Raw genomic sequence first — 20,493 nt, 5'->3', positions numbered from 1 at the left:
GCGATACGACGCCTCGGGTAAGTGTAGGATTGTGACCTTGACGAGCGACACAGAGGACACCGTCGAGCACGATCCTGCCGGGGGAAGTCGCATCGAAGCGGGCGTAGTCGAACATCCGAGCGCCGACGACTTCGCCGACGCTCGGGAGCTGCCGGCCGATTCGACCTGGTTCAAGCATGCGGTTTTCTACGAAGTGTTGGTCCGGGCGTTCTACGACTCCAACGCTGACGGCTTTGGTGACCTGCGCGGGCTGACCGAACGGATCGACTATCTGCAATGGCTGGGTGTCGACTGCATTTGGCTTCCGCCGTTTTACGATTCGCCGCTGCGCGACGGTGGCTACGACATCCGCGACTTCTACAAGGTGCTTCCCGAGTTCGGCACCGTCGATGACTTCGTCGAGCTGGTCGACGCGGCGCACCGACGCGGCATCCGGGTGATCACTGACTTGGTGATGAACCACACGTCGGATTCACATCCTTGGTTCCAGGAGTCGCGGCGAGATCCCGACGGACCCTACGGCGACTACTACGTGTGGAGCGACAGCAGCGACAAGTACGCGGACGCGCGGATCATCTTCATCGACACCGAAGAGTCGAACTGGACGTTCGACCCGGTCCGCCGCCAGTTCTACTGGCACCGGTTCTTCTCCCACCAGCCGGATCTCAACTACGACAACGCCGCCGTTCAACAGGCGATGCTCGACGTCATGCGGTTTTGGCTTGACCTGGGTATCGACGGGTTCCGTCTGGACGCCGTGCCCTACCTGTTCGAACGTGAGGGCACCAACTGCGAGAACTTGCCCGAGACGCACGCGTTTCTCAAGCGGGTGCGCAGGGTCGTCGACGACGAATTCCCCGGTCGTGTCCTGCTGGCCGAGGCCAACCAGTGGCCCAGCGACGTCGTCGAGTATTTCGGTGACCCCGAAACCGGCGGCGATGAATGCCACATGGCATTTCACTTCCCGCTGATGCCGCGGATTTTCATGGCGGTGCGCCGCGAATCGCGCTTCCCGATCTCGGAGATCATGGGGCAAACCCCGCCCATTCCGAAGATGGCGCAGTGGGGCGTCTTCTTGCGCAATCACGACGAGCTGACCCTGGAAATGGTCACCGACGACGAGCGCGACTACATGTACGCCGAGTACGCCAAGGATCCGCGGATGAAGGCCAATGTCGGCATCCGTCGCCGGCTGGCCCCGCTGCTGGAGAAAGACCGCAACCAGATCGAGTTGTTCACCGCGTTGCTGTTGTCGCTACCCGGTTCGCCGGTCATCTACTACGGCGACGAGATCGGTATGGGCGACGTGATCTGGCTCGGAGATCGCGACGGGGTGCGCACCCCGATGCAGTGGACTCCCGACCGCAACGCCGGCTTTTCCACGGCAAACCCCGGCCGACTCTACGTGCCGCCCAGCCAGGATCCGGTTTATGGTTACCAGACCGTCAACGTCGAGGCCCAACGCGACACCTCGACCTCGCTGCTCAATTGGACGCGCACCATGTTGGCGGTGCGGCGCAGGCATGACGCGTTCGCGATTGGTACGTTCGAGGAAATGGGCGGATCCAACCCGTCAGTGCTGGCCTATGTGCGCGAAGCCGACCACGATGTGGTGCTTTGCGTGAACAATTTGTCGCGTTTCCCGCAGCCCATCGAATTGAACCTTCAACACTGGAGCGGGTACACGCCGGTCGAACTGACCGGGCAGGTCGAGTTCCCGCGGATCGGCCAACTGCCCTATCTACTCACGCTGCCAGGACACGGGTTCTACTGGTTCGAGCTGGCCGAGTCGCAGGAGTCGCAATGAACTTGCCGTGGTCGCAGTGGCTTCCCCAGCAGCGCTGGTATGCCGGGCGGAGCCGAGAACTCGCCACCGCTGAGCCCAGCCACGTCGTCGCGTTGCGCGATGGTCTTGACCTGGTACTGGTCGACGTGGGTTACACCGACGGCTCGGCGGAGCGCTACCAGGTGATCGTCACCTGGGACACTGCGCTGGTGTCGGAGTACACCACCGTCGCCAAGATCGGCGCCGACAACGACCACACCGGCTACGACGCGCTGTACGACCCGCCGGCAGCCCAATTCCTGCTGTCGCTGATGGACACGGCCGCTGTCCGCTCAGACGTGACGTTTGCCAAGGAGCCGGACGCCACCCTGCCGCTGGACGCGTCGCCTCGAGTATCGGACGCCGAGCAGAGCAACACCAGTGTGATCTTCGAGCGAGACGCCATCCTCAAGGTGTTCCGCCGCGTCAGCGCCGGCATCAACCCCGATATCGAGCTGAACCGGGTGCTGGGCCGAGCCGGCAACCCACACGTGGCCCGATTGCTGGGCACCTACGAGCTGACCCCGCAGGGCAGCGATACCGGGGAGTTGTGTCCGCTCGGCATGGCGACCGAGTATGCGGCCAATGCTGCTGAAGGCTGGGCGATGGCCACCACCAGTGTCCGCGATCTGTTCGCGGAGGGTGATCTGTATGCCCACGAGGTCGGCGGCGACTTCGCCGGCGAGTCATATCGGCTCGGCGAAGCCGTCGCGTCGGTACACACCACGCTCGCCGAAGCCCTTGGCACGTCGCAGGCCCCCTTCCCGGTCGATACCATGCTGGCGCGGTTGTCGTCGGCGTCTGCGGCGGTGTCCGAGCTCGAGCAGTACGCGGAGGCGATCGAGCAGCGCTTCGGCAAGCTGGCGGAGCAGACGATCACCATGCAACGCGTGCACGGCGACCTGCATCTGGGCCAGGTGCTGCGCACGCCGGAGTCCTGGCTGTTGATCGACTTCGAAGGTGAGCCCGGCCAGCCACTGGAGGAGCGCCGCGCGCCGGATTCGCCGTTGCGTGATGTGGCCGGCGTGCTGCGTTCCTATGACTACGCCGCCTACGGACCACTGGTCGACCAGACAGGCGACAAGCAACTCGCCGCGCGTGCGCGAGAGTGGGTGCAGCGCAACCGCACTGCGTTCTGCGACGGCTATGCGGCGGCATCCGGTGTCGACCCGCGCGATTCGGCGCCGCTGTTGGCGGCATATGAACTGGACAAGGCGGTCTATGAGACCGGTTATGAGTCACGGCACCGGCCCGCCTGGTTGCCGATTCCGCTGCGGTCGATCGCCAAGCTGGTTAACAACTCATAGCGTCGGCAGCAGCGCTGGGGGGCACGCTGCTGCCGACGCGTCGGAGGGTAGTTCTCAGGTGGCGGCTTGTCCGCCGCTCAACGTGCGCTGAATGTCGGGCTTCATGGCGACCAGCTGTTGGTTCCAGTAGCTCCAGTCATGCGTTCCATTGGGCGGGAAGTTGAATACGGCGTTGTTGCCGCCCGCGGCCACGTAGTTCTCGCGGAACTGCTCGTTGGTGCGCAAGGTGAATTGCTCCAGGAACTTGGCCGGCATGCTGTCACCGCCCAGGTCGTTCGGCGCACCATTACCGCAATAGACCCACAAGCGGGTGTTGTTCTGCACCAGCCGAGGGATCTGGACCATCGGGTCGTTGCGCTTCCACGCCGGATCGCTTGTCGGGCCCCACATGTTGGTGGCGCTGTAACCGCCTGCATCTTCCATCGCCAGACCGATCAGCGTCGGCCACCAGCCCTCGGACGGGTTCAAAAAGCCCGAGAGCGATGCAGCGTAGGAGAACTGCTGCGGGTAGTACGCGGCCAGAATCAGCGCAGAACCACCCGACATCGACAAGCCGACCGCGGCGTTGCCGGTCGGTGCGATGCCGCGATTGGCCTGCAGGTAGGTAGGAAGCTCCCGGGTGATGAAGGTCTCCCACTTGTAGGTCTGGCAGCCGGTTTTGCCGCACGCCGGCTGGTACCAGTCGGTGTAGAAGCTGGACTGTCCACCGACCGGCATGATCACCGACAGGCCTGACTTGTAGTACTCCTCGAAGGCGGGAGTGTTGATGTCCCAACCGTTGAAGTCGTCCTGCGCCCGCAGGCCGTCGAGCAGGTAGACCGCGTGCGGTCCGCCGCCCTGGAATTGGACCTTGATGTTGCGGCCCATCGCTGCGGATGGCACTTGTAGATACTCGACCGGCAGGCCCGGCTTGGAAAACGCCCCTACCGTCGCCGAGCCGCCGACAGCGGCGACCAGACCGGCCAGCAGCGCTGCCCCAACGGTCGCTATCGCCAGCCGCCGCGGCAACCGGGCCGCCGCGCCGCTCAATTTCTCAACGAACTTCATAGCTCTTACCCCATCCCAACTTTCATCTGCCGCATGATGCGGTCGAATAGCTGTCGGAGGAAGTCAAACACGGGATGCGGCCCACTGCCGTTTGCCGCTTCGGGGTGTGACGTCGCGGTTGGCTAACAATCAGGCGCCGGCGCGGACTCGAAGACAACGATTGGGCTTCGCTGGCCGCGTGACGTCGTCTCTTCCACCGCTGCAAGGTAATTGGACTAGCCGCTTGAGGATTCGGCGCATGCTGGCCATCCCGCATCGACAACAAATTGTCGAAATTTGATCCTCAAGCGGCTATTGGTCGACGCGGTGCAGGACGACCCCGGTCAGTTGCCCGCCAGCCGCGATCGCGGTCATGTAGGTGCAGGCCGGTTGGCGCCGACGGTCGGTCGGCGACCCGGGGTTGAGCAGCCGCAGCCCGGTGTTCGCCGTGGTGTCCCAGGGGGTATGGCTGTGTCCGAAGATCAGCACGTCGCTGTCGGGGTAGCGCCGCGACATCCGGGCTTCGCGGCCGGCTGCGGCTCCGGCCTCGTGTATCACCGTGAAATGCAACCCTTCCAGCAGCACGTCGGCGCGTTCTGGTAGCCGCGACCGCAGCGCTTGTCCGTCGTTGTTTCCCCAGCACGCCACCAGCCGCGCGGCTTTCGCCGTAAGTTCGTCCAGCAGCTTCGGTGCTGTCCAGTCGCCGGCATGGAAGACGACGTCGGCTTGGGCCACTTCTTCCCATACCTGCGCGGGGAGATCGTGGGAACGCCGCGGAACATGCGTATCGGCAACAAGCAGCAGCCTCACCGGGCCATCCTGCAACAGGCTTTGGCCGCTAGCGCTGTTTACTGCGCGCTTCGGCTCCAGTCTCGCCGACGTCGAGAGCGTCGTCGGGGCCCGTCGCACCGACGTAGGTGCCGTCGCCGCCGTCTTTGCCGGCACGGGATCGCGCCTCGTGTGTCTCGGCCTCGACGTCCGATTCGGGCCTGCGATCTTTGGATTTCGCCATGCTGGGGTCTGCTTCCGTTGGGTCTGTCAGGGCGCCTGCACCGCGGGTTACCCGAACAACGCAAGGGAGCAAACCTGCCGGAGCTTTGCTACTGCTCGAGAAATTTGAGGAGTACCTCGTTGAATTCGTCGGCGTCGGTGAGGTTGCAACCATGAGGCCCATCGGCGATTACGTGCAGTGCGCTGCCGGGAATTGCGGCATGGGTGAGTGGGGCTGAACCTTCGAACGGCACTGAGGCGTCGGCGTCGCCGTGGATGACCCCTGTCGGTACTGAAATAAGGTGCAGGTCGTCGCGGAAATCGGTACTGCTCCACGCGGCCATGCATGCCAGCGACGCCTCCTTGCTCGCCTGTTTGCACAGCGCAAGCGCCTTTTGACACTGATCGTCGCTTACCTTCAATTCACCGTTGGCAGAGAAGAACTCGATCATCTGCTCGTCATAGAACGCGTCTTCGTCCCTCATGAGAGCTGCGGCTGCCCGTTTGGCGTCTTGTTTGTTCATTGGGCCGTCCGGATTGTCGCGTGTCTTCAGCATGTATGGGGTTACCGCGGAAGCGAACACCGCGCTGTGTAGGCGATCCTCGCCGAAAGACGAAATGTAGCGCGCGACTTCGCCGCCCCCATAGAGAATCCGACGAGGGCGACGTCGTCGAGTCGGAGGGCATTGATCAGCGTGTGCAGATCTTTGGCGAGATCGTCATACTCATATCCGTTGAGCGGCTAGTCTGCGGCCGAAACCCCGCCGGGCATAGGTGATTACGCGAAAACCAGCGTCCTGTAAAGCAGGTATCTGCGGCACCCACGATTGCCCGGGCAGCGGCCACCCGTGGATCAGCATCACTGGCCGGCCGGAACCGCCGGTGTCGTCGACATGCAACCGGGTGTCACGAAACCATCCATGATGAGCCTTGGCATCAACCATTACCCCTTTGCCCCTTACGTATGCGCGCGCCAGCCAGCATTGGCGATCTGCTTAGCCGTGCGCCGCTCACCGCCGCCTGCCCGACGTCGACCCGCGAGCCGGGGGTTTGTCACTGCCCCTGGCGCGGCTGCGGTGAGTGCGGCACTAAGGTTTCCACTTAAGCAGAGGAGAACACGATGCGCACCTTCGAGTCAGTTGCCGACCTCGCCGCCGCCCAGGGGCAAAGCATTGGGCACAGCGACTGGGTCACCATCACCCAGGATGACGTCAACCTCTTTGCCGATGCGACAGGCGATCGCCAGTGGATTCACGTTGATCCGGAACGGGCGGCTGCAGGACCGTTCGGCAAAACCATCGCCCACGGCTTCATGACGCTGGCTCTGCTGCCCCGGCTCCAGCACCAGATCTACACGGTCAACGGCATCAAGCTTGCCGTCAACTACGGCTTGAACAAGGTGCGCTTCCCCGCACCGGTGCCGGTCGGGTCCAAGGTCCGCGCCGAAAGCTCGTTGGTCGGTGTCGAGGACCTTGGCAACGGTGCGGTACAGGCGACGACGTCGACCACCGTAGAGATCGAGGGGTCGGCCAAGCCGGCGTGTGTGGCCGAAAGCATCGTCCGCTATATCTGCTGAGTCCCGGCGAGTAGCTATCCGGGGTTTCGCCCCGGGTGGGGGACGGAAATGCGCCGTATCCGGCGCGACCGCCGACCAGGGCTTTTATCGTCAGCTAAGAGCCGTCAGAATTCGGCGACGGTGTGCTCGAGGCGTTCGGCCAGTTTTGTCTGTGCCTCCGCCCGCCTAGTGGGCAGATGCTGCGACGGGAAAGCTGTTGACACTGGCTGGTATTCACGCAGCGTACGGCGGGCGACGGTCATCTTGTGCAGCTCGGTCGCGCCGTCGGCGATCCCCAGCGACTCGGCGGCGATCATCATTTTGACGAATGGCATCTCGTTGGAGACTCCAAGTGCGCCGTGCAGATGCATGGCGCGCTGCACGACGTCGTGCAACACCTGCGGCATCGCCACCTTGACCGCCGCGATATCGCGGCGCACCTTCTGGTAGTCGTGATGCTTGTCGATCAGCCATGCTGTGCGCAACACCAGCAGCCGGAACTGCTCGATCTGAATCCAGCTGTCGGCGATCTTCTCCTGTGTCATCTGGAAATTCGACAGTGGGCCGTTGCGGGTTTGGCGTGACACCGCCCGCTCACACATCATGTCGAATGCTGCCCGGGCCAACGCGATAGTGCGCATGGCGTGGTGGATGCGCCCGCCGCTGAGCCGGGTCTGTGCAATGGCGAATGCCTGCCCCTCGCCGCCGAGTATGCGCTCGGCCGGCACCCGCACGTCGGTGTAGCGGACGTAGCCATGGGTGGCGTGTGAATCGGCGCCGACCCCGACGTTGCGGATGATCTCGATGCCCGGTGTTTCGGCGGGCACGACGAAAAGCGACATCTTGTCGCGAGTACGGGCGTCGGGGTTGGTGACCGCCATGACGATGAAAAAGGCCGCGTGCCTGGCGTTCGTGGAAAACCACTTCTCGCCATTGATCACCCAGGTGTCGCCGTCGCGCTCGGCGCGGGTGACGAACAGACCCGGATCCGAACCGCCTTGCGGTTCGGTCATGGAATAGCAGGAGGTGATGTCGCCGTCGAGTAGCGGCTGCAGGTAGCGAGCTTTCTGCTCGGCGGTACCGAACATGGCGAGAATCTCGGCGTTGCCCGAGTCGGGCGCCTGGCAGCCGAACACCGATGGGGCCCAGCGCGAACGGCCGAGTATTTCGTTGAGCAGCGCGAGCTTGACCTGGCCGTAGCCTTGGCCGCCGAGTTCCGGCCGCAGATGTGCAGCCCACAGCCCGTGCTCCCGGACCTGTTGTCGCAGAGGTCGCAGGATCGCCGAAGTCTCGGCGTTCTTCTTGTCATATGGATCGAGCGCAACCAGATCGAGCGGCTCGACCTCGTCGACCATAAACCCTTCAACCCAGTCCAGCTTCTCCTGGTATTCAGGGTCCGTTTCGAAGTCCCACACAATTGCGACGCTACCGCCACAGTGTCGAAACATGGATGACTACTACTAACCTGGCCAACAATGACGATCAACGCACGTCCCGCCGTAAAGGCCGACATTGGTGAGCTTTCGCAGGTGCTCGGCCGCGCCTTCTACGACGACCCGGTTTCGATGTGGATCATGCCCGACGACCGAACACGGGCCGCGCACCTGCGGAGATTCTTTTCGACGGTGACCCGGCACCATCACCTCGCCGGTGGCGGTGTGGAGGTGGCCAGCGATGGTTCTATCGGCGCAGCAGCGCTCTGGGACCGGCCGGGACGGTGGAAGCAAACGCGCCGAGAACAATTGATGATGACCCCGTCGTTCATCCGCGGTTTCGGATTGCGGCCCTCGGTTGGCCGCAAGCTCGGCGCGCTGATCGAGTTGATGAAGCGTCATCACCCCGAGGAACCGCATTGGTACCTCGCCGTCATCGGCAGTGATGTGACGGTGCGCGGAGAAGGCTACGGGCAGGTCCTGATGCGTTCGCGTCTTGATCGCGTCGACGCAGAACACGCCCCGGCCTATCTCGAATCCAGCAAGCCCGAAAACGTGCCTTACTACCAGCGGTTCGGCTTCGAGGTGACCGGCGAAATGGCGTTGCCCGACGGCGGTCCGACCCTGTGGCCGATGTGGCGGCCGCCGCGGTAGCGAAGTGTTTAGCCGCACCGGCCCAGGGGCAACCGGTGGGCTATGGCTAGCGACGATCTCGATCCCCAAGCCGCCCTCGTCGACCCGTCGGACTTCCCGGAAGAAGGCGGCCCCGGCGACACCCTGAACCCGAGTGAGGCCACCGACTCCGACGAGGTCCGCAACGATGACGGCGACATCGTCGTCGACCCACCGGATGATTGGAGTGGGGCCGAAAAATTCGGGATGACGGCACGTGAACAGCAAGAGGGCGAATCGCTGGACGACCGGCTGGCCGCCGAGGAACCCGATGTGTTGAACGATCAGGGCTTCGATGAGGAGCGCCCGACCCGCGTGCACCGCGGGCAGATCGACGGAACTCCCGAGGATGGCGAGTCGCTGTTCAACGTCGAAGAGTGACCGACACCAGCGACCCGTTGGGCGCGATTGTCGGCGCGCCCGGGTCGGCGCACGCCGCATCCCAGCGGTTCGTCTTCCTCGCGCCACTCGAAGGCGCTGAAGTCGAACGTGACAGATCCCGCATTCTGGTGCCCATGACACCATCATTGCGCGGAGGCCGAGATTACGGGCCGCTGCGCCAGCTGTTGATGCCGATCGCGATCATCCGCAGCTGCTTGACCGCAGTGCGCCGGATCTCCTCGATGGCCTCGGCGGATTGGACGTCTTCGAGCGCCTCGGCGATGACGATCATCGAGTTGACGAACAGGGCGGCCAGCACGTTGAGATCTTCGGTGCTCCACGTGTTGAGCCCCGGGAACCGGGCGAGGTCGGTGGCCAGCTCCGAGGTGAGCAGCCGGAACTCGGTGCGGATCGCGTAGCGCAACACGGTGACACCGCTGGAGCGCTCGCGGCCGATGAAACGCCAATGCTCACGACGCTCGGTGACGCTCGCGACGACGATCTCGACCGAAGACTCGATCACGCGGTTGGGGTCGAGCTTGCCGGCGCGGGCACCGCGCAGCATGTCGCGCAGGGTGCGAAACGACTCGTCGATCAAGACCAAGCCGAGGGCCTCCATCGATTCGAAGTGGCGGTAGAACGCGCCGGGGACGATCCCGGCTTCTCGGGTCACCTCGCGCAAGCTCAGGCCGCTGAAACTGCGGTCGCCAAGCAGCTTGAGGGCCGCCGCGATGATCGCGCGCCGGGTCGCCTCTTTACGCTCCTCGCGGGACAGGGTCTCGCGGGTACGCCCATGGCCCGACCGGCGCTGGCGTGAGTTCGGCGTACGACCGTTCACTGTGTGAACCCTACCACAAAGCTGCGGAAACCCTTGACGCCCAGGGATACGGCGACACACGGTATACGCATGTTCACGCAAAGGGCCACTCGAAGTTTGACGAAGCGAGTACTGGGTTCCGACCTGGTCAACCTGCTGACCGGCCCGCACGGCGTCGACCGGTACACCGAACTGCTCGCACCGACCTGGACGCGGGGCGAGGGGCGCGCGAAGGTCGTCGATGTGCGGCGGATCACCCCGCGCAGCGTCACCCTGGTGCTGGCGCCCAACGACGCGTTCCGCGACACCGGTCGCAGCCTTCGCCCGGGGCAGTACGTCAACCTCAGTGTCGAGATCGACGGCCGCCGCCACACCCGCTGCTATTCACCGGCCAACGCCGAAGGCGCCGCGCATCTCGAGCTGACGATCGGCCATCACGACGGCGGTCTGGTCTCGACCTTTCTGTGCGATCACGCCCGGCGCGGGATGGTGGTCGGGCTTAGCGGCGTCGGCGGTGATTTCGTGTTGCCGGCGCAACGACCCCGCCGGATTCTGTTCGTCTCCGGTGGTAGCGGCATCACGCCGGTCATGGCCATGCTGCGCACGCTGGTCGACCAAGGCCACTCCGGCGAAATCGCGTTCGTCCATTACGCGCGCAACCCCGCCGAGGCCTGCTATCGCCACGAGCTCGCCGAGATGGCGGGCGTGCGGGTGCTACACGGCTACACCCGCTCGGTCGGCGGCGAACTGAACGGCCGGTTCGGTCCCGAGCACCTGGCGGCGGCAATGCCGTCACCGGATGCCGTATTCGTCTGCGGCCCGGCGACTTTGGTCGCTGCCGTCCGTGAGCACTGCGAGAACGTGTACTCGGAGAGCTTCGTGGCGCCGACGCTCACGCTGCCCGCGGAGCCGTCGGGCGGGCGAGTGACGTTCGCCGACAGCGATATCGAGGTTGTTGACGACGGCCGCCCGCTGTTGGAGCAGGCCGAATCGGCCGGCCTCACCCCGGACAGCGGATGCCGGATGGGCATCTGCCATACCTGCACCCGCCGCAAGACCTATGGCGTGGTGCGCAACCTGACCACCGGCGCGGTGTCGACCGAGCCCGATGAGGACGTACAGATCTGCGTGTCAGTCCCCGTCGGCGACGTCGACATCGCCCTCTAGAGAAGCTGGAGAAGCTTATGTCTCAGTCCAAGATCGCGCTGACACCCGAGCAGGCCGAGGTTTTCGGCCGTGAACTCGACGCCATCAAGGGACGTGTGATGGCCGATCTCGGCGAGCGCGACGCCGAATACATCCGCCGTGTCATCAAGACGCAGCGTGCACTCGAAGTCGGCGGGCGCGCCCTGCTGTTCGCTGGCATCCTGCCACCGGCCTGGTTGGCGGGTACCGCCATGCTCGGAATAGCGAAGATCCTCGACAACATGGAGATCGGCCACAACGTCATGCACGGCCAGTACGACTGGATGCGTGACCCGGCGGTCCGCGGCCGCGACTTCGAATGGGACACCGCGTGTCCGGCCGACCAATGGCGGCACTCGCACAACTACATGCACCACACCTACACCAACATCGTGGGCATGGACCGCGACATCGGATACGGCATTCTGCGGATGAGCGAGGACCAATCCTGGCATCCCTACTACCTGGGCAACCCGGTCTATGCCTTTCTGCTTATGGTGCTGTTCCAGTATGGAGTTGCATTGCACGAACTGGAAACCGAGCGCATCCGAGCCGGCGAGATCCGGCTGGCTGACAAACGTGAGGTCTTGCAATCGATTTGGCGCAAGACGCGCAAGCAGGTGCTGAAGGACTATGTCGCCTTCCCGCTGTTGGCCGGGCCGTTTGCGCCGTTCGTCTTCGCCGGCGACCTGTCGGCCAACCTGATCCGCAACGTGTGGTCCTACATGATCATCTTCTGCGGTCACTTTCCGGATGGCACACAGGAATTCACCGTCGAGGAGACATGCGACGAGTCCCGCGGGATGTGGTATTTCCGCCAGATCCTCGGTTCGGCGAACCTGACCGGTGGCAAGCTGTTTCACTTGCTGTCCGGCAACCTGTCGCACCAGATCGAGCATCACCTCTTCCCGGACATGCCGGCCCGCCGCTACGCGGAGATCGCCGGGGAGGTGCGTGAGATCTGCGAGCGCTACGGCATCCCTTACAACTCGGGCTCGCTGCCGAGGCAATTCGGCACCGTCGTGGGCAAGATCGTGAAACTGGCGTTGCCGCCCAAGGATCGCAGCAGCACCGAGGTGCCGCAACTGGCCGCCGCCTGAGCGTTGCTGCATTGAACTTGCGTGTATGGTCGTGGTTTCCGAGAAATCACAACCGTATGCGCAATCTCGATGACCGCCGACGGCTAGGCTCTGCGCCCATGGTCGTCATCACGCTGCCCAGGTCCACTTCGGAGATGGTCCCGCTGAGCTGATTCCGTGTCGATAGCCGCATCGCGTCAGCCTGAGCCGCGAAGCCGCTAGGCGCCCCAGCTTCTAGCGGCGATATCCCAGCAGCGCCACGGAGGCATGCACGGCCGGCTCGACAATCTCGCGCACGCTCTGGCCGTCTTCGACGGCGAGCGCGGTCAGTTCGTGCAGCCCGCCGACCAGGATCACCGCCAGTGGCCGGGTGAACGGCGGCAGGCCGGCCTTTTGGAACGCAGGGCTGCCGCTGAGGCCCATCAGCAAACCGGTCAATAGGTGCATGCTGCGACGCTGGTATGGCCGTGCCGCCGCGACGTCCATCGACGGCAGTTCGCGGATCCAGCTCAATGTGATGGCCGGTTGGGACGCGATGTGGTCCACGTAGGCCTCCACGGCCTGACGAATCTGCGTCTGCCAATCGGCTTGCGGATCAACGGCCGAGCGGATCTCCTCGGCCAACCTTTCGACGTCGGCATGCAGCAACTCAAGGAAACACAGCTCTTTGCTGGGGAACTGGCCGTAGAACGTGCGCTTCGACGTGCGCGCGTGCCGGACGATGTCGGCGACGGTGGTGGCGCGGTAGCCGCGCTCGCCGATCGAGGCCGCGAGGCCGTCGAGCAGCCGGCGGCGGAACGGGTCGATGTCGACCGATTCGGCCGAAGCCGCTTCGCGGGAAACGGTTGTCGCCACGTCGCCTCCCTTCGGCGAATCCACGCCGGCTCAGCCCCGCCCTTGCCAGCTCTTGGTACCAAACGGTACCGTACCCGAATACGCCGTTGGTACCGTGCTGTACCAGATCGATGTTGGGAGTGCACAGCGATGAGCACCATCGACACCCAAGCAGCCCCGGCGGTCAAACTGCCCCCGGCGCCGCGGATTCCGAAGGCGCTCCAGGGTGCCGCATTCGCCATCTGTCGCCGGGAGCTTATGCACCGGATGGCATGCCGCTACGGCGACGCCTTTCAGCTCAATGCGCCGGTGTTCGGCCGCGTCGTGGTGGTGGCGAATCCGCAGTTGGCCAAGCAGGTCTTCACCGCCAGCGCGGCGGTGCTCGGCAACATCCAGCCGAACCTGAGCCGGCTGCTCGGGGCGGGCTCGGTTTTCGCGCTCGACGGCGACGATCACCGGCAGCGGCGCCGACTACTGGCCCCGCCCTTCCACGGCCAGAGCATCAAGAACTACGAAACGATCATCGAAGAAGAGACGCTGCGCGAAATCGCCGGCTGGCCGGAATGCAAGACGTTCCCCACACTGCCCTCGACGATGCGGATCACGCTCAACGCCATCCTGCGCGCGGTGTTCGGGGCCGAGGGCGCCGAGCTCGACGAGCTGCGGCGAATTCTTCCGCCGTGGGTAACGGCGGGCTCGCGGCTGGCAGTGCTGCCGAAGCCGTCGCGCAGCTACGGCCGCTACAGTCCGTGGGGCCGGCTCGCAGCGTGGCGGCGCAGCTACGACGTCGTCCTGGACAAGCTGATCGCAAACGAGCGCGCGGACCCGAACTTCGAGAATCGCACCGACGTGCTGGCGCTGATGTTGCGAAGCGCCTATGAGGACGGTTCCGCGATGTCGCGCAACGATATTGGTGATGAACTGCTCACACTGCTGGCAGCGGGGCATGAAACCACCGCGGCCACGCTGGCTTGGGCGTTTGAACGGCTGAGCCGGCACCCCGACATCCTCGCGGCGTTGGTGACCGAGGCCGACACCCAAGACAACGAGCTACGCCAGGCGGCGATCCTCGAAGTGCAACGGAGCAGAACAGTCATCGATGCCACCGGTCGTCACGTTTACGCACCGGTCTTTGAACTCGGCGAATGGGGCATCCCTCGCGGGTATTCGATCATCGTCAGCATTTCACGGCTGCACGCCGACGCGGAGATCTTCCCCGAACCCGACCGGTTTGATCCGCAGCGCTTCATCGGCTCGAAACCACCGAGCTTCGCATGGATTCCGTTCGGCGGTGGCGCGCGGCGTTGTGTGGGCGCGGTGTTCGCCAACATGGAGATGGATGTAGTGCTGCGAACAGTATTGCGCCACTTCGCTATCGACACCACCACTGCTCCAGGGGAGAACTACCACTCCCGGGGCGTCGCCTATACCCCGAAGGACGGCGGCAAGGTCGTCGTGCGTCGGCGTTAAGATCGGCGGTCACGACTGCTGACGCCACCCCGCTCGTGGGCTACCGGCGAGCAGCCGCAGAATCGCACGATTAGAGCTCGCGGAGTGCGATTCTATGTCTGCTCGGCGCCGGCCGGTCGCGGCAGCTTCCAGTCGGGCCGGATGAAGTGGCAGGTGTACCCGTTGGGGTAGTGCTCCAGGTAATCCTGGTGTTCGGGTTCGGCCTCCCAGAAGTCGCCGGCGGGGCTGACTTCGGTCACGACCTTGCCGGGCCACAGGCCGGATGCCTCGACGTCTGCGATGGTTTCCAATGCGATGCGCTTCTGCTCCTCGTCGAGGTAGAAGATCGCCGAGCGGTAGCTGGGTCCGACGTCGTTGCCCTGCCGGTTGCGGGTGGTCGGATCGTGGATTTGGAAAAAGAATTCCAGAAGTGTCCGAAAGTCGGTGTGGGCCGGGTCGTAGGTGATCTCGATGGCTTCGGCATGCATGCCGTGGTTGCGGTAGGTCGCGTTGGGGACAGCTGGGTCGCCGGTGTAGCCGACCCTGGTGGAACCCACCCCAGGCTGCTTGCGGATCAGATCCTGCATGCCCCAAAAGCAGCCGCCGGCCAGTATCGCCTTGCTGTAGTCCGTCATGGGTTCCATTATTACGGCTGCTCGACAAAACCCAATAGAACGTGTTCTAGTTTCTTGCGTGAGGCGGGTGTGCAGCCGCGACGAGCTGGTCACGGCGTTCGACACGTTCGAGCAGACCGTCGCACGCGCTGCCAAGAGCAGGGACTGGGACGCCTGGGTGGAGCACTACCATCCGCTGCCGGTGCGCCGGCGCCGGGGCGTGGCGACGCTGTATGCGAAGGCGCTGGACGCCGACTTCAAGAAGCCGATCCTGGGCGATCGGTTCGCCAAACTCGTTGTCGAGCGCATCGGCTACGACTGGAAGAAGACAACCATCGGCGGTGCCCGGGGTGCGGCCGGTGGGTTGGCAGCGGTGGTTCGAGTCGGACACGTTCGCAAAGTTGCCGCGCCTCGCCAAGCCGATGGGCACGGTGATGGCGCCGGTTTCATCAGTGGCCAACCCGTCCCAATATCACCGCTACGAGTTTGAAACGACATGAATTGAGCGGCAGCGGGAATCTTGTCCGTCGCACGGTGTTGAACAAGCTATTCACACCTGAGGAGATGTCACATGACTAGTCGGCCTGTCCTGGAACCCACCACCGAGCATCCGATCACGATCAACCCGACCCGGGCGCGGGTGGTCGTTCGGGTCAACGGCGAGGTCGTTGCCGACACCCACAACGCCGTGCAGCTGCAAGAGTCGACTTACCCAGCTGTGCAATACATTCCGCTTGACGATGTGCTTCAAGAGCTACTTACCCGCACCGACACCAGCACGTATTGCCCGTACAAGGGCGAAGCTGCCTACTACAGTGTGACCACCGCTGCGGGCGACACCGTCAACGACGTGATCTGGACCTACGAAAAGCCCTACCCCGCAGTGGCGGAGATCGCGGGGTGCGTCGCCTTCTACCCCGACAAAGCTGAGATCACCGTCGACCCCGATTAGGAACTCGCCGGGCCGAACTGTGGCGCGGCGAGTTGGGTGTCGCCGTATTCGCGCAACGACACAATGAGCCCGTCGCGGGTCTCGAAGATGAAGACCGCGGGACTTTCGTAGCGGACGCCGTCGGTGGTCTCGCCTTCGGCCAGCGCCTCGATCACTACGCTTTCGCCATCGTTGAAGCATTGGACGAAGTCGAGGTTCATCTCGGCACGGCGCTGGCGGCGCTCGACCTCCTGGCGCAGCGCCGCCTTGCCGACGGATTCGCGGCCCCGAAGGCTCCAATATGTGAAGTCGTCGCTCAGCAGCCCGAAGCACTCGTCGACGTCCCCGCCGTCGGACACGCACTGCAAAAACATCCACGCCAGTTCGGATTGCGGATCGTCGAACGGGGTGGTCATGCGCCACTCCTCGGCATCGCTTCGCTCTGCATCGTCGCCGGCGCGGTGGTCACCCGACCATCCTGACGCGCAAGACCGTTACCGGTCAATCGCGGTCGGGCCGCGCAGGCGCCGTCCACAACATACGATCGACCGGATGGTGAGTAGAGCCCGCACGGTGACGTTCGCGGGCGTGGTCAGCCCCGGGCTCACCCTTCTCCCGCTGCGCCGAGGACCTCGTGATCCCTGCCTTGAGGTAGGCGATGACGGCGCCATCTGGCGGACCAGCCTGCTGCCCAGCGGATCGGTCACAGCGCGGATCAGCCGGGCCGCACCCGACGCGGTCGAATGCACGGCATGGGGAGGCGGCGCTGAGGAATTCCTCGACACCCTCCCGGCCTTGCTCGGCACGCAAGACGATGCATCAGACTTCATCCCGGCCGACCCGATTGTCGCCGCCGCGCACCGCCGAGTGCCGCACCTGCGGCTTGCCCGCACCGGTCAGGTGTTGGAAGCCCTCATCCCCGCGGTCATCGAGCCGCGGGTGCCGGGCGCCGACGCTTTTCGGGCCTGGCGGCTGCTGGTCACCAAATTCGGCACACCGGCGCCGGGACCCGCGCCGGCGCGGATGCGGGTGCCGCCGTCAGCCGACGTCTGGCGGCACATCCCGTCGTGGGACTTTCACCGTGCCAACGTCGATCCCGGACGGGCGCGGACCATCGTCGGCTGCGCGCAGCGGGCGCCGTCGTTGGAACGGCTGGCGTCATGGCCGGCGGCAAAGGCGCGAAACGCGCTGACGTCGCTGCCCGGGGTCGGGGTGTGGACGGCCGCCGAGACTGCGCAACGTGCGTTCGGCGATCCGGATGCTTTGCCGGTGGGCGACTACCACGTCCCCACGATGATCGGCTGGACGTTGCTGGGGCATCCGATTGTCGATGCCGACATGATCGAGCTGCTTGAGCCCATGCGACCGCATCGGTACCGGGTGGTCCGCGTGCTGGAGGCCAGCGGGCTGGCCTACCGGCCGCGACGCGGCGCGCGACTGCGCGTGCAGGACATCCGAGCATTGTGAGGGGTCTGGCGGTTACCGCTCGTGGTCACCGGGTATGCGACCAGCCATGACTCAGTTCACGATTCCCGGCATGACCGAAAAGCAGGCAACCAAAGTCGCTGGGCTGTTGCAGAAGCAGCTGAGCACCTACAACGATCTGCACCTGACCTTGAAGCACATCCACTGGAATGTGGTCGGGCCCAACTTCATCGGGGTGCATGAGATGATCGACCCGCAGGTGGAGCTGGTGCGCGGCTACGCCGACGAAGTGGCCGAGCGGATCGCAACTCTTGGTGGGTCGCCGCAGGGTACCCCGGGCGCGATCCTCAAGGACCGCACGTGGGACGACTATTCCGTTGGCCGCGACACCGCGCAGGCGCACCTGGCCGCCCTTGACCTGGTCTACAACGGGGTCATCGAAGACACCCGTACGGCCATCAACGAAACCGAAGAGGCGGACCCGGTCACCCAGGACATCCTGATCGAGCAGGCCGCCGAGCTGGAGAAGTTCCAGTGGTTCGTGCGGGCGCACCTGGAGAATGCCGGTGGCAAGCTGGCTCACGAGGGCGCGTCCACCGAAAAGGGCGCCGCGAAAACGGCGCGGCAAAAGACTGCGAACTAGCCCGTCAGCCTCGTTTGGTAGCGGCCGCTGCCAGGCGTTCAGCTTCGGCGGTTTCGCGGTTGAGACGTTGCGAGCGGTAGATCGACACCTTGGTGTGATACATCAGCAATGAGGCGACCCCGACGGCGATGATCGCGCCGGGAACCACCGAGAACGAGCCGGTCATCTCGGCCACCATGATCAGCACGGCCAGCGGCGCGTGCGCGACGCTGCCGAAGCACGCCATCATCCCCACCACCACGAAAATGCCGGGCCCACTGGGGATTCCGGGCAGGTGAAGCAGATCGCCCAGCCGCCAGGTGGCGGCGCCGACGAATGCGCCGATCACGATCCCGGGGCCGAAGATGCCGCCAGATCCGCCGGTGCCGATCGATAGCGATGTGGCGACGATCTTCGCCAGTGGGAGCGCCAGCACGATCCAGAGGGGGATCGTCATCAGGGTTTGCTTGGTGGTGGCCAACTGCACCCAGCCGTACCCGCTGCTCAGCACCTGGGGTATCGCCAGGCCGATGAACCCGACCAGCAAGCCGCCGACGGTGGGCCAAAGCACCGATCCGCCGGGAAGCCGTTCGGTGAGCTTCCCTACGCCATAGAAGATGCGCGCATATGTGTAGCCGGCGGATGCCGCGAGAACGCCGAGGAGCACGAACCACAGCAGCGGCCCGGCGTTCTCGAAACGATATTCGGCGTCGACGTAGCCGAACATCGGGTCGAAGCCGATGGCGGAGCCAAAGACCGCAAAAGCGGTCGCCGATGTGACGAAGCCGGGGTAGAGCATGCGGTAATCGAAGTCGTCGCGGTAAATGATCGACGCCGGCAGAACGGCTCCGCCCAGGGGGGCGCCGAAGATCGAGCCGATGCCGGCACCGACACCCAGTGACACCAGGATCCGGCCGTCGGCGTCAGACAGATGCAGTCGACGGGTCACCATCGACGCGAAACCGGCCGAGATCTGGGCGGTGGGGCCTTCGCGGCCACCTGAACCACCCGACCCGATCGTCAGGGCGCTTGCCACGATCTTGACCAGCACCACCCTGCTCCGGATGTGCCGCGGGTCGGTGTGCACCGCTTCGATTGCGCTGTCGGTGCCGTGCCCGCTGGCTTCCGGAGCCAATTTGGCCACGATGATCGCCGACACCCACGCGCCTGCGGTGGTCACCAGCGGAAGCGCCCACGGTCGGCGGTAGTCGGACGACCCCAAGCTGTCGCCCTCGCCGTGCGGGGTCGGCAGGTGGTAGCCGGCAACATAGCCCAACAGGAAATCGGCGGTGTGCTTCAGCGCGACGTAGAAGACGATGGCGCCCAGGCCGGCGGCGACGCCGATCACCATCCCGAGCAACAGCCATTTGCGCACGTATTCGAGGTTTCTGATGAACCGGCCCAGTCGCCCGCCGGGCTCAGCGGTGACTGCTTGAGGGCCGGCCTCGGATCGGGCTCCGAGGTGGCTGTCGTCTGCCTGCGCCATGTACGGCACCCTAGCTAGTAGCGCGCCGGTCACGGCAAGCCCCGGCGCCCGGGGAATAAGCCGACGATCGCCCAGTCGTACCGGCCGGGTCGCCGCACAGCTAATAACTGGCTTCGGCCGAACGCGGCGGTTCAAAGTGTGAGCTATGGCACAATTCATCCGTGGTGCCGCCCGCGAGTCGGGGACCGGGTCGCCCCCCTGCAGCGAAGGCGGCCGAGACGCGTAAGCGCATTTTGCGTGCTGCTCGTGAAGTGTTCAGCGAACGGGGTTACGACGCGGCCACGTTCCAGGCGATCGCGGTCCGCGCCGACCTGACCCGGCCGGCGATCAACCATTACTTCGCCGACAAGCGTGCGCTGTACCGCGAGGTGGCGACGGAAACCTACGACATGGTCGTGGCAGCCAATATCCAGCGGGCACGGGGCGCGACAACGCTGGCAGGTCGGGTGTTTGCGCTCATCGATGCCGCGACTCTGGCCGACATCGAAAATCGCACAGCGTCGGCATTTTTGATCACCGTCGCGCTGGAGTCGCAGCGCCACCCCGACCTGAACCATGACGAGGCCGACTCGCTTCGCGCCACCCGGGAATTCCTGTCGTGGGCGGTCGGTGACGCGATCAGCCGTGGCGAGCTGGATTCGGATACCGACGCCGCGGCGCTCACCGAGACCTTGCTCGCGGTCTTGCTGGGAGTCGGCTTCTATGCCGGGTTCGTCGCCACGGACGAGCTTGTGCCGGTCGCTCGTCAGTTGCACCAACTGTTGGCCGCCAGCCTCGCCCGGCGCCTCGATTAACGGCAGTGATGTAGCGCACACGACCATCTAGCTTGCCTAACTTCTTGGGTAGCATGGTTGCACTATGA

21 protein-coding genes and 2 pseudogenes are annotated in these 20,493 nt (G+C 64.7%); 13 read left to right on the top strand and 10 right to left on the bottom strand.

The genetic code is table 11. The features are described 5' to 3' along the window. Nucleotides 1–37 precede the first annotated feature (37 nt). The gene (gene treS, locus M5I08_RS23845) at nucleotides 38–1,807 is read left to right on the top strand and encodes a maltose alpha-D-glucosyltransferase (RefSeq protein ID WP_219068298.1); all 1,770 of its coding nucleotides are present in this window, start codon (nucleotides 38–40) and stop codon (nucleotides 1,805–1,807) included. Next, nucleotides 1,804–3,132, top strand: coding sequence for a maltokinase N-terminal cap-like domain-containing protein (locus tag M5I08_RS23840; protein WP_219068297.1), 1,329 nt, complete (start codon nucleotides 1,804–1,806; stop codon nucleotides 3,130–3,132). Before treS ends, M5I08_RS23840 begins: the two co-directional genes overlap by 4 nt. Nucleotides 3,133–3,186: 54 nt before the next feature. Here the strand turns inward: M5I08_RS23840 and M5I08_RS23835 are convergent, their stop codons facing one another. From M5I08_RS23835 to M5I08_RS23820, 4 genes and pseudogenes are all read right to left on the bottom strand, one after another. Next, the gene (locus M5I08_RS23835; RefSeq protein WP_219068296.1) at nucleotides 3,187–4,179 is read right to left on the bottom strand and encodes an esterase family protein; all 993 of its coding nucleotides are present in this window, start codon (nucleotides 4,177–4,179) and stop codon (nucleotides 3,187–3,189) included. Between the two features lie 291 nt (nucleotides 4,180–4,470). After that, entirely contained in the window at nucleotides 4,471–4,968 is a 498-nt protein-coding gene (locus M5I08_RS23830; protein ID WP_219068295.1) for a metallophosphoesterase family protein, read from the bottom strand. A gap of 28 nt (nucleotides 4,969–4,996) precedes the next feature. After that, nucleotides 4,997–5,170: a hypothetical protein gene (locus M5I08_RS23825; RefSeq protein WP_219068294.1), complete on the bottom strand. Its 174-nt coding sequence runs from the start codon at nucleotides 5,168–5,170 to the stop codon at nucleotides 4,997–4,999. Nucleotides 5,171–5,258: 88 nt separating this feature from the next. After that, nucleotides 5,259–6,092, bottom strand: a pseudogene (locus M5I08_RS23820) (alpha/beta fold hydrolase). 176 nt (nucleotides 6,093–6,268) lie between these two features. Between M5I08_RS23820 and M5I08_RS23815 the strand changes: the two are divergent. Continuing rightward, nucleotides 6,269–6,724, top strand: coding sequence for a MaoC family dehydratase (locus M5I08_RS23815; protein ID WP_219068293.1), 456 nt, complete (start codon nucleotides 6,269–6,271; stop codon nucleotides 6,722–6,724). Between the two features lie 104 nt (nucleotides 6,725–6,828). Here M5I08_RS23815 and M5I08_RS23810 read toward each other — a convergent pair whose 3' ends face one another. Beyond that, nucleotides 6,829–8,121 (bottom strand): acyl-CoA dehydrogenase family protein, encoded by a 1,293-nt coding sequence (locus M5I08_RS23810; protein ID WP_219068317.1) that lies wholly within the window; start codon nucleotides 8,119–8,121, stop codon nucleotides 6,829–6,831. Nucleotides 8,122–8,178: 57 nt separating this feature from the next. Here M5I08_RS23810 and M5I08_RS23805 point away from each other — a divergent pair, with 57 nt between their 5' ends. Then, nucleotides 8,179–8,790 carry a GNAT family N-acetyltransferase gene (locus M5I08_RS23805; RefSeq protein WP_219068292.1) on the top strand — a complete coding sequence of 204 codons (612 nt, stop codon included), beginning with the start codon at nucleotides 8,179–8,181 and terminating at the stop codon, nucleotides 8,788–8,790. Nucleotides 8,791–8,832: 42 nt separating this feature from the next. Beyond that, nucleotides 8,833–9,189, top strand: coding sequence for a hypothetical protein (locus M5I08_RS23800; protein ID WP_219068291.1), 357 nt, complete (start codon nucleotides 8,833–8,835; stop codon nucleotides 9,187–9,189). A gap of 163 nt (nucleotides 9,190–9,352) precedes the next feature. On the opposite strand, the gene M5I08_RS23795 is transcribed toward M5I08_RS23800, so the two are convergent. After that, nucleotides 9,353–10,027 carry a TetR family transcriptional regulator gene (locus tag M5I08_RS23795; RefSeq protein ID WP_219068290.1) on the bottom strand — a complete coding sequence of 225 codons (675 nt, stop codon included), beginning with the start codon at nucleotides 10,025–10,027 and terminating at the stop codon, nucleotides 9,353–9,355. A gap of 69 nt (nucleotides 10,028–10,096) precedes the next feature. Between M5I08_RS23795 and M5I08_RS23790 the strand changes: the two genes are divergently transcribed. Together M5I08_RS23790 and M5I08_RS23785 are read left to right on the top strand one after the other, a co-directional pair. Further along, nucleotides 10,097–11,173 (top strand): ferredoxin reductase, encoded by a 1,077-nt coding sequence (locus M5I08_RS23790; RefSeq protein WP_219068289.1) that lies wholly within the window; start codon nucleotides 10,097–10,099, stop codon nucleotides 11,171–11,173. Between the two features lie 17 nt (nucleotides 11,174–11,190). Further along, nucleotides 11,191–12,291, top strand: coding sequence for a fatty acid desaturase family protein (locus M5I08_RS23785; RefSeq protein WP_219068288.1), 1,101 nt, complete (start codon nucleotides 11,191–11,193; stop codon nucleotides 12,289–12,291). 213 nt (nucleotides 12,292–12,504) lie between these two features. Here the strand turns inward: M5I08_RS23785 and M5I08_RS23780 are convergent, their stop codons facing one another. Next, a complete protein-coding gene (locus tag M5I08_RS23780) occupies nucleotides 12,505–13,125 on the bottom strand; it encodes a TetR/AcrR family transcriptional regulator (protein ID WP_219068287.1) in 621 nt (206 codons plus the stop codon). A 129-nt stretch (nucleotides 13,126–13,254) separates the two neighbouring features. Here M5I08_RS23780 and M5I08_RS23775 point away from each other — a divergent pair, with 129 nt between their 5' ends. Then, nucleotides 13,255–14,574 carry a cytochrome P450 gene (locus M5I08_RS23775; RefSeq protein WP_219068286.1) on the top strand — a complete coding sequence of 440 codons (1,320 nt, stop codon included), beginning with the start codon at nucleotides 13,255–13,257 and terminating at the stop codon, nucleotides 14,572–14,574. A gap of 92 nt (nucleotides 14,575–14,666) precedes the next feature. On the opposite strand, the gene msrA is transcribed toward M5I08_RS23775, so the two are convergent. Next, nucleotides 14,667–15,188 (bottom strand): peptide-methionine (S)-S-oxide reductase MsrA, encoded by a 522-nt coding sequence (msrA, locus tag M5I08_RS23770; RefSeq protein ID WP_219068285.1) that lies wholly within the window; start codon nucleotides 15,186–15,188, stop codon nucleotides 14,667–14,669. Nucleotides 15,189–15,246: 58 nt separating this feature from the next. Between msrA and M5I08_RS23765 the strand changes: the two are divergent. Then, nucleotides 15,247–15,363: pseudogene (locus tag M5I08_RS23765) on the top strand (hypothetical protein); the annotation flags it as partial. Nucleotides 15,364–15,738: 375 nt separating this feature from the next. Continuing rightward, nucleotides 15,739–16,119, top strand: a complete 381-nt coding sequence (locus tag M5I08_RS23760) for a DUF427 domain-containing protein (RefSeq protein ID WP_219068284.1) — start codon at nucleotides 15,739–15,741, stop codon at nucleotides 16,117–16,119. Here M5I08_RS23760 and M5I08_RS23755 read toward each other — a convergent pair. Next, nucleotides 16,116–16,514, bottom strand: coding sequence for a nuclear transport factor 2 family protein (locus M5I08_RS23755; protein WP_219068283.1), 399 nt, complete (start codon nucleotides 16,512–16,514; stop codon nucleotides 16,116–16,118). The two genes, M5I08_RS23760 and M5I08_RS23755, sit on opposite strands and share 4 nt — an antisense overlap. A 136-nt stretch (nucleotides 16,515–16,650) precedes the next feature. On the opposite strand from M5I08_RS23755, the gene M5I08_RS23750 reads away from it, so the two are divergent. Both M5I08_RS23750 and M5I08_RS23745 read left to right on the top strand, forming a co-directional pair. Continuing rightward, nucleotides 16,651–17,565: a DNA-3-methyladenine glycosylase family protein gene (locus M5I08_RS23750; RefSeq protein ID WP_219068282.1), complete on the top strand. Its 915-nt coding sequence runs from the start codon at nucleotides 16,651–16,653 to the stop codon at nucleotides 17,563–17,565. 46 nt (nucleotides 17,566–17,611) lie between these two features. Next, complete coding sequence (locus tag M5I08_RS23745) at nucleotides 17,612–18,166, top strand: Dps family protein (RefSeq protein ID WP_219068281.1); 555 nt, start codon at nucleotides 17,612–17,614, stop codon at nucleotides 18,164–18,166. Between the two features lie 4 nt (nucleotides 18,167–18,170). Here M5I08_RS23745 and M5I08_RS23740 read toward each other — a convergent pair whose 3' ends face one another. Beyond that, nucleotides 18,171–19,631: a chloride channel protein gene (locus M5I08_RS23740; RefSeq protein WP_219068280.1), complete on the bottom strand. Its 1,461-nt coding sequence runs from the start codon at nucleotides 19,629–19,631 to the stop codon at nucleotides 18,171–18,173. 161 nt (nucleotides 19,632–19,792) lie between these two features. Between M5I08_RS23740 and M5I08_RS23735 the strand changes: the two genes are divergently transcribed. Continuing rightward, nucleotides 19,793–20,425: a TetR/AcrR family transcriptional regulator gene (locus M5I08_RS23735; protein WP_219068279.1), complete on the top strand. Its 633-nt coding sequence runs from the start codon at nucleotides 19,793–19,795 to the stop codon at nucleotides 20,423–20,425. Nucleotides 20,426–20,493: the final 68 nt, after the last annotated feature.

Source organism: Candidatus Mycobacterium methanotrophicum, from assembly GCF_023515995.1.
GTDB classification, from domain to species: Bacteria; Actinomycetota; Actinomycetes; order Mycobacteriales; family Mycobacteriaceae; genus Mycobacterium; species Mycobacterium methanotrophicum.
The sequence above is the reverse complement of the archived record's forward strand: the minus strand, read 5'-3'. Positions and strand labels throughout refer to the sequence as shown.

Coding starts and splice junctions, on each gene's coding strand:
- M5I08_RS23840 (WP_219068297.1), top strand. CDS start 1,804: ATGAACTTGCCGTGGTCGCAGTGGCTTCCCCAGCAGCGCTGGTATGCC.
- M5I08_RS23835 (WP_219068296.1), bottom strand. CDS start 4,179: ATGAAGTTCGTTGAGAAATTGAGCGGCGCGGCGGCCCGGTTGCCGCGG.
- M5I08_RS23825 (WP_219068294.1), bottom strand. CDS start 5,170: ATGGCGAAATCCAAAGATCGCAGGCCCGAATCGGACGTCGAGGCCGAG.
- M5I08_RS23815 (WP_219068293.1), top strand. CDS start 6,269: ATGCGCACCTTCGAGTCAGTTGCCGACCTCGCCGCCGCCCAGGGGCAA.
- M5I08_RS23805 (WP_219068292.1), top strand. CDS start 8,179: ATGACGATCAACGCACGTCCCGCCGTAAAGGCCGACATTGGTGAGCTT.
- M5I08_RS23800 (WP_219068291.1), top strand. CDS start 8,833: ATGGCTAGCGACGATCTCGATCCCCAAGCCGCCCTCGTCGACCCGTCG.
- M5I08_RS23790 (WP_219068289.1), top strand. CDS start 10,097: ATGTTCACGCAAAGGGCCACTCGAAGTTTGACGAAGCGAGTACTGGGT.
- M5I08_RS23785 (WP_219068288.1), top strand. CDS start 11,191: ATGTCTCAGTCCAAGATCGCGCTGACACCCGAGCAGGCCGAGGTTTTC.
- M5I08_RS23775 (WP_219068286.1), top strand. CDS start 13,255: ATGAGCACCATCGACACCCAAGCAGCCCCGGCGGTCAAACTGCCCCCG.
- msrA (WP_219068285.1), bottom strand. CDS start 15,188: ATGACGGACTACAGCAAGGCGATACTGGCCGGCGGCTGCTTTTGGGGC.
- M5I08_RS23760 (WP_219068284.1), top strand. CDS start 15,739: ATGACTAGTCGGCCTGTCCTGGAACCCACCACCGAGCATCCGATCACG.
- M5I08_RS23755 (WP_219068283.1), bottom strand. CDS start 16,514: ATGACCACCCCGTTCGACGATCCGCAATCCGAACTGGCGTGGATGTTT.
- M5I08_RS23750 (WP_219068282.1), top strand. CDS start 16,651: ATGGTGAGTAGAGCCCGCACGGTGACGTTCGCGGGCGTGGTCAGCCCC.
- M5I08_RS23745 (WP_219068281.1), top strand. CDS start 17,612: ATGACTCAGTTCACGATTCCCGGCATGACCGAAAAGCAGGCAACCAAA.
- M5I08_RS23740 (WP_219068280.1), bottom strand. CDS start 19,631: ATGGCGCAGGCAGACGACAGCCACCTCGGAGCCCGATCCGAGGCCGGC.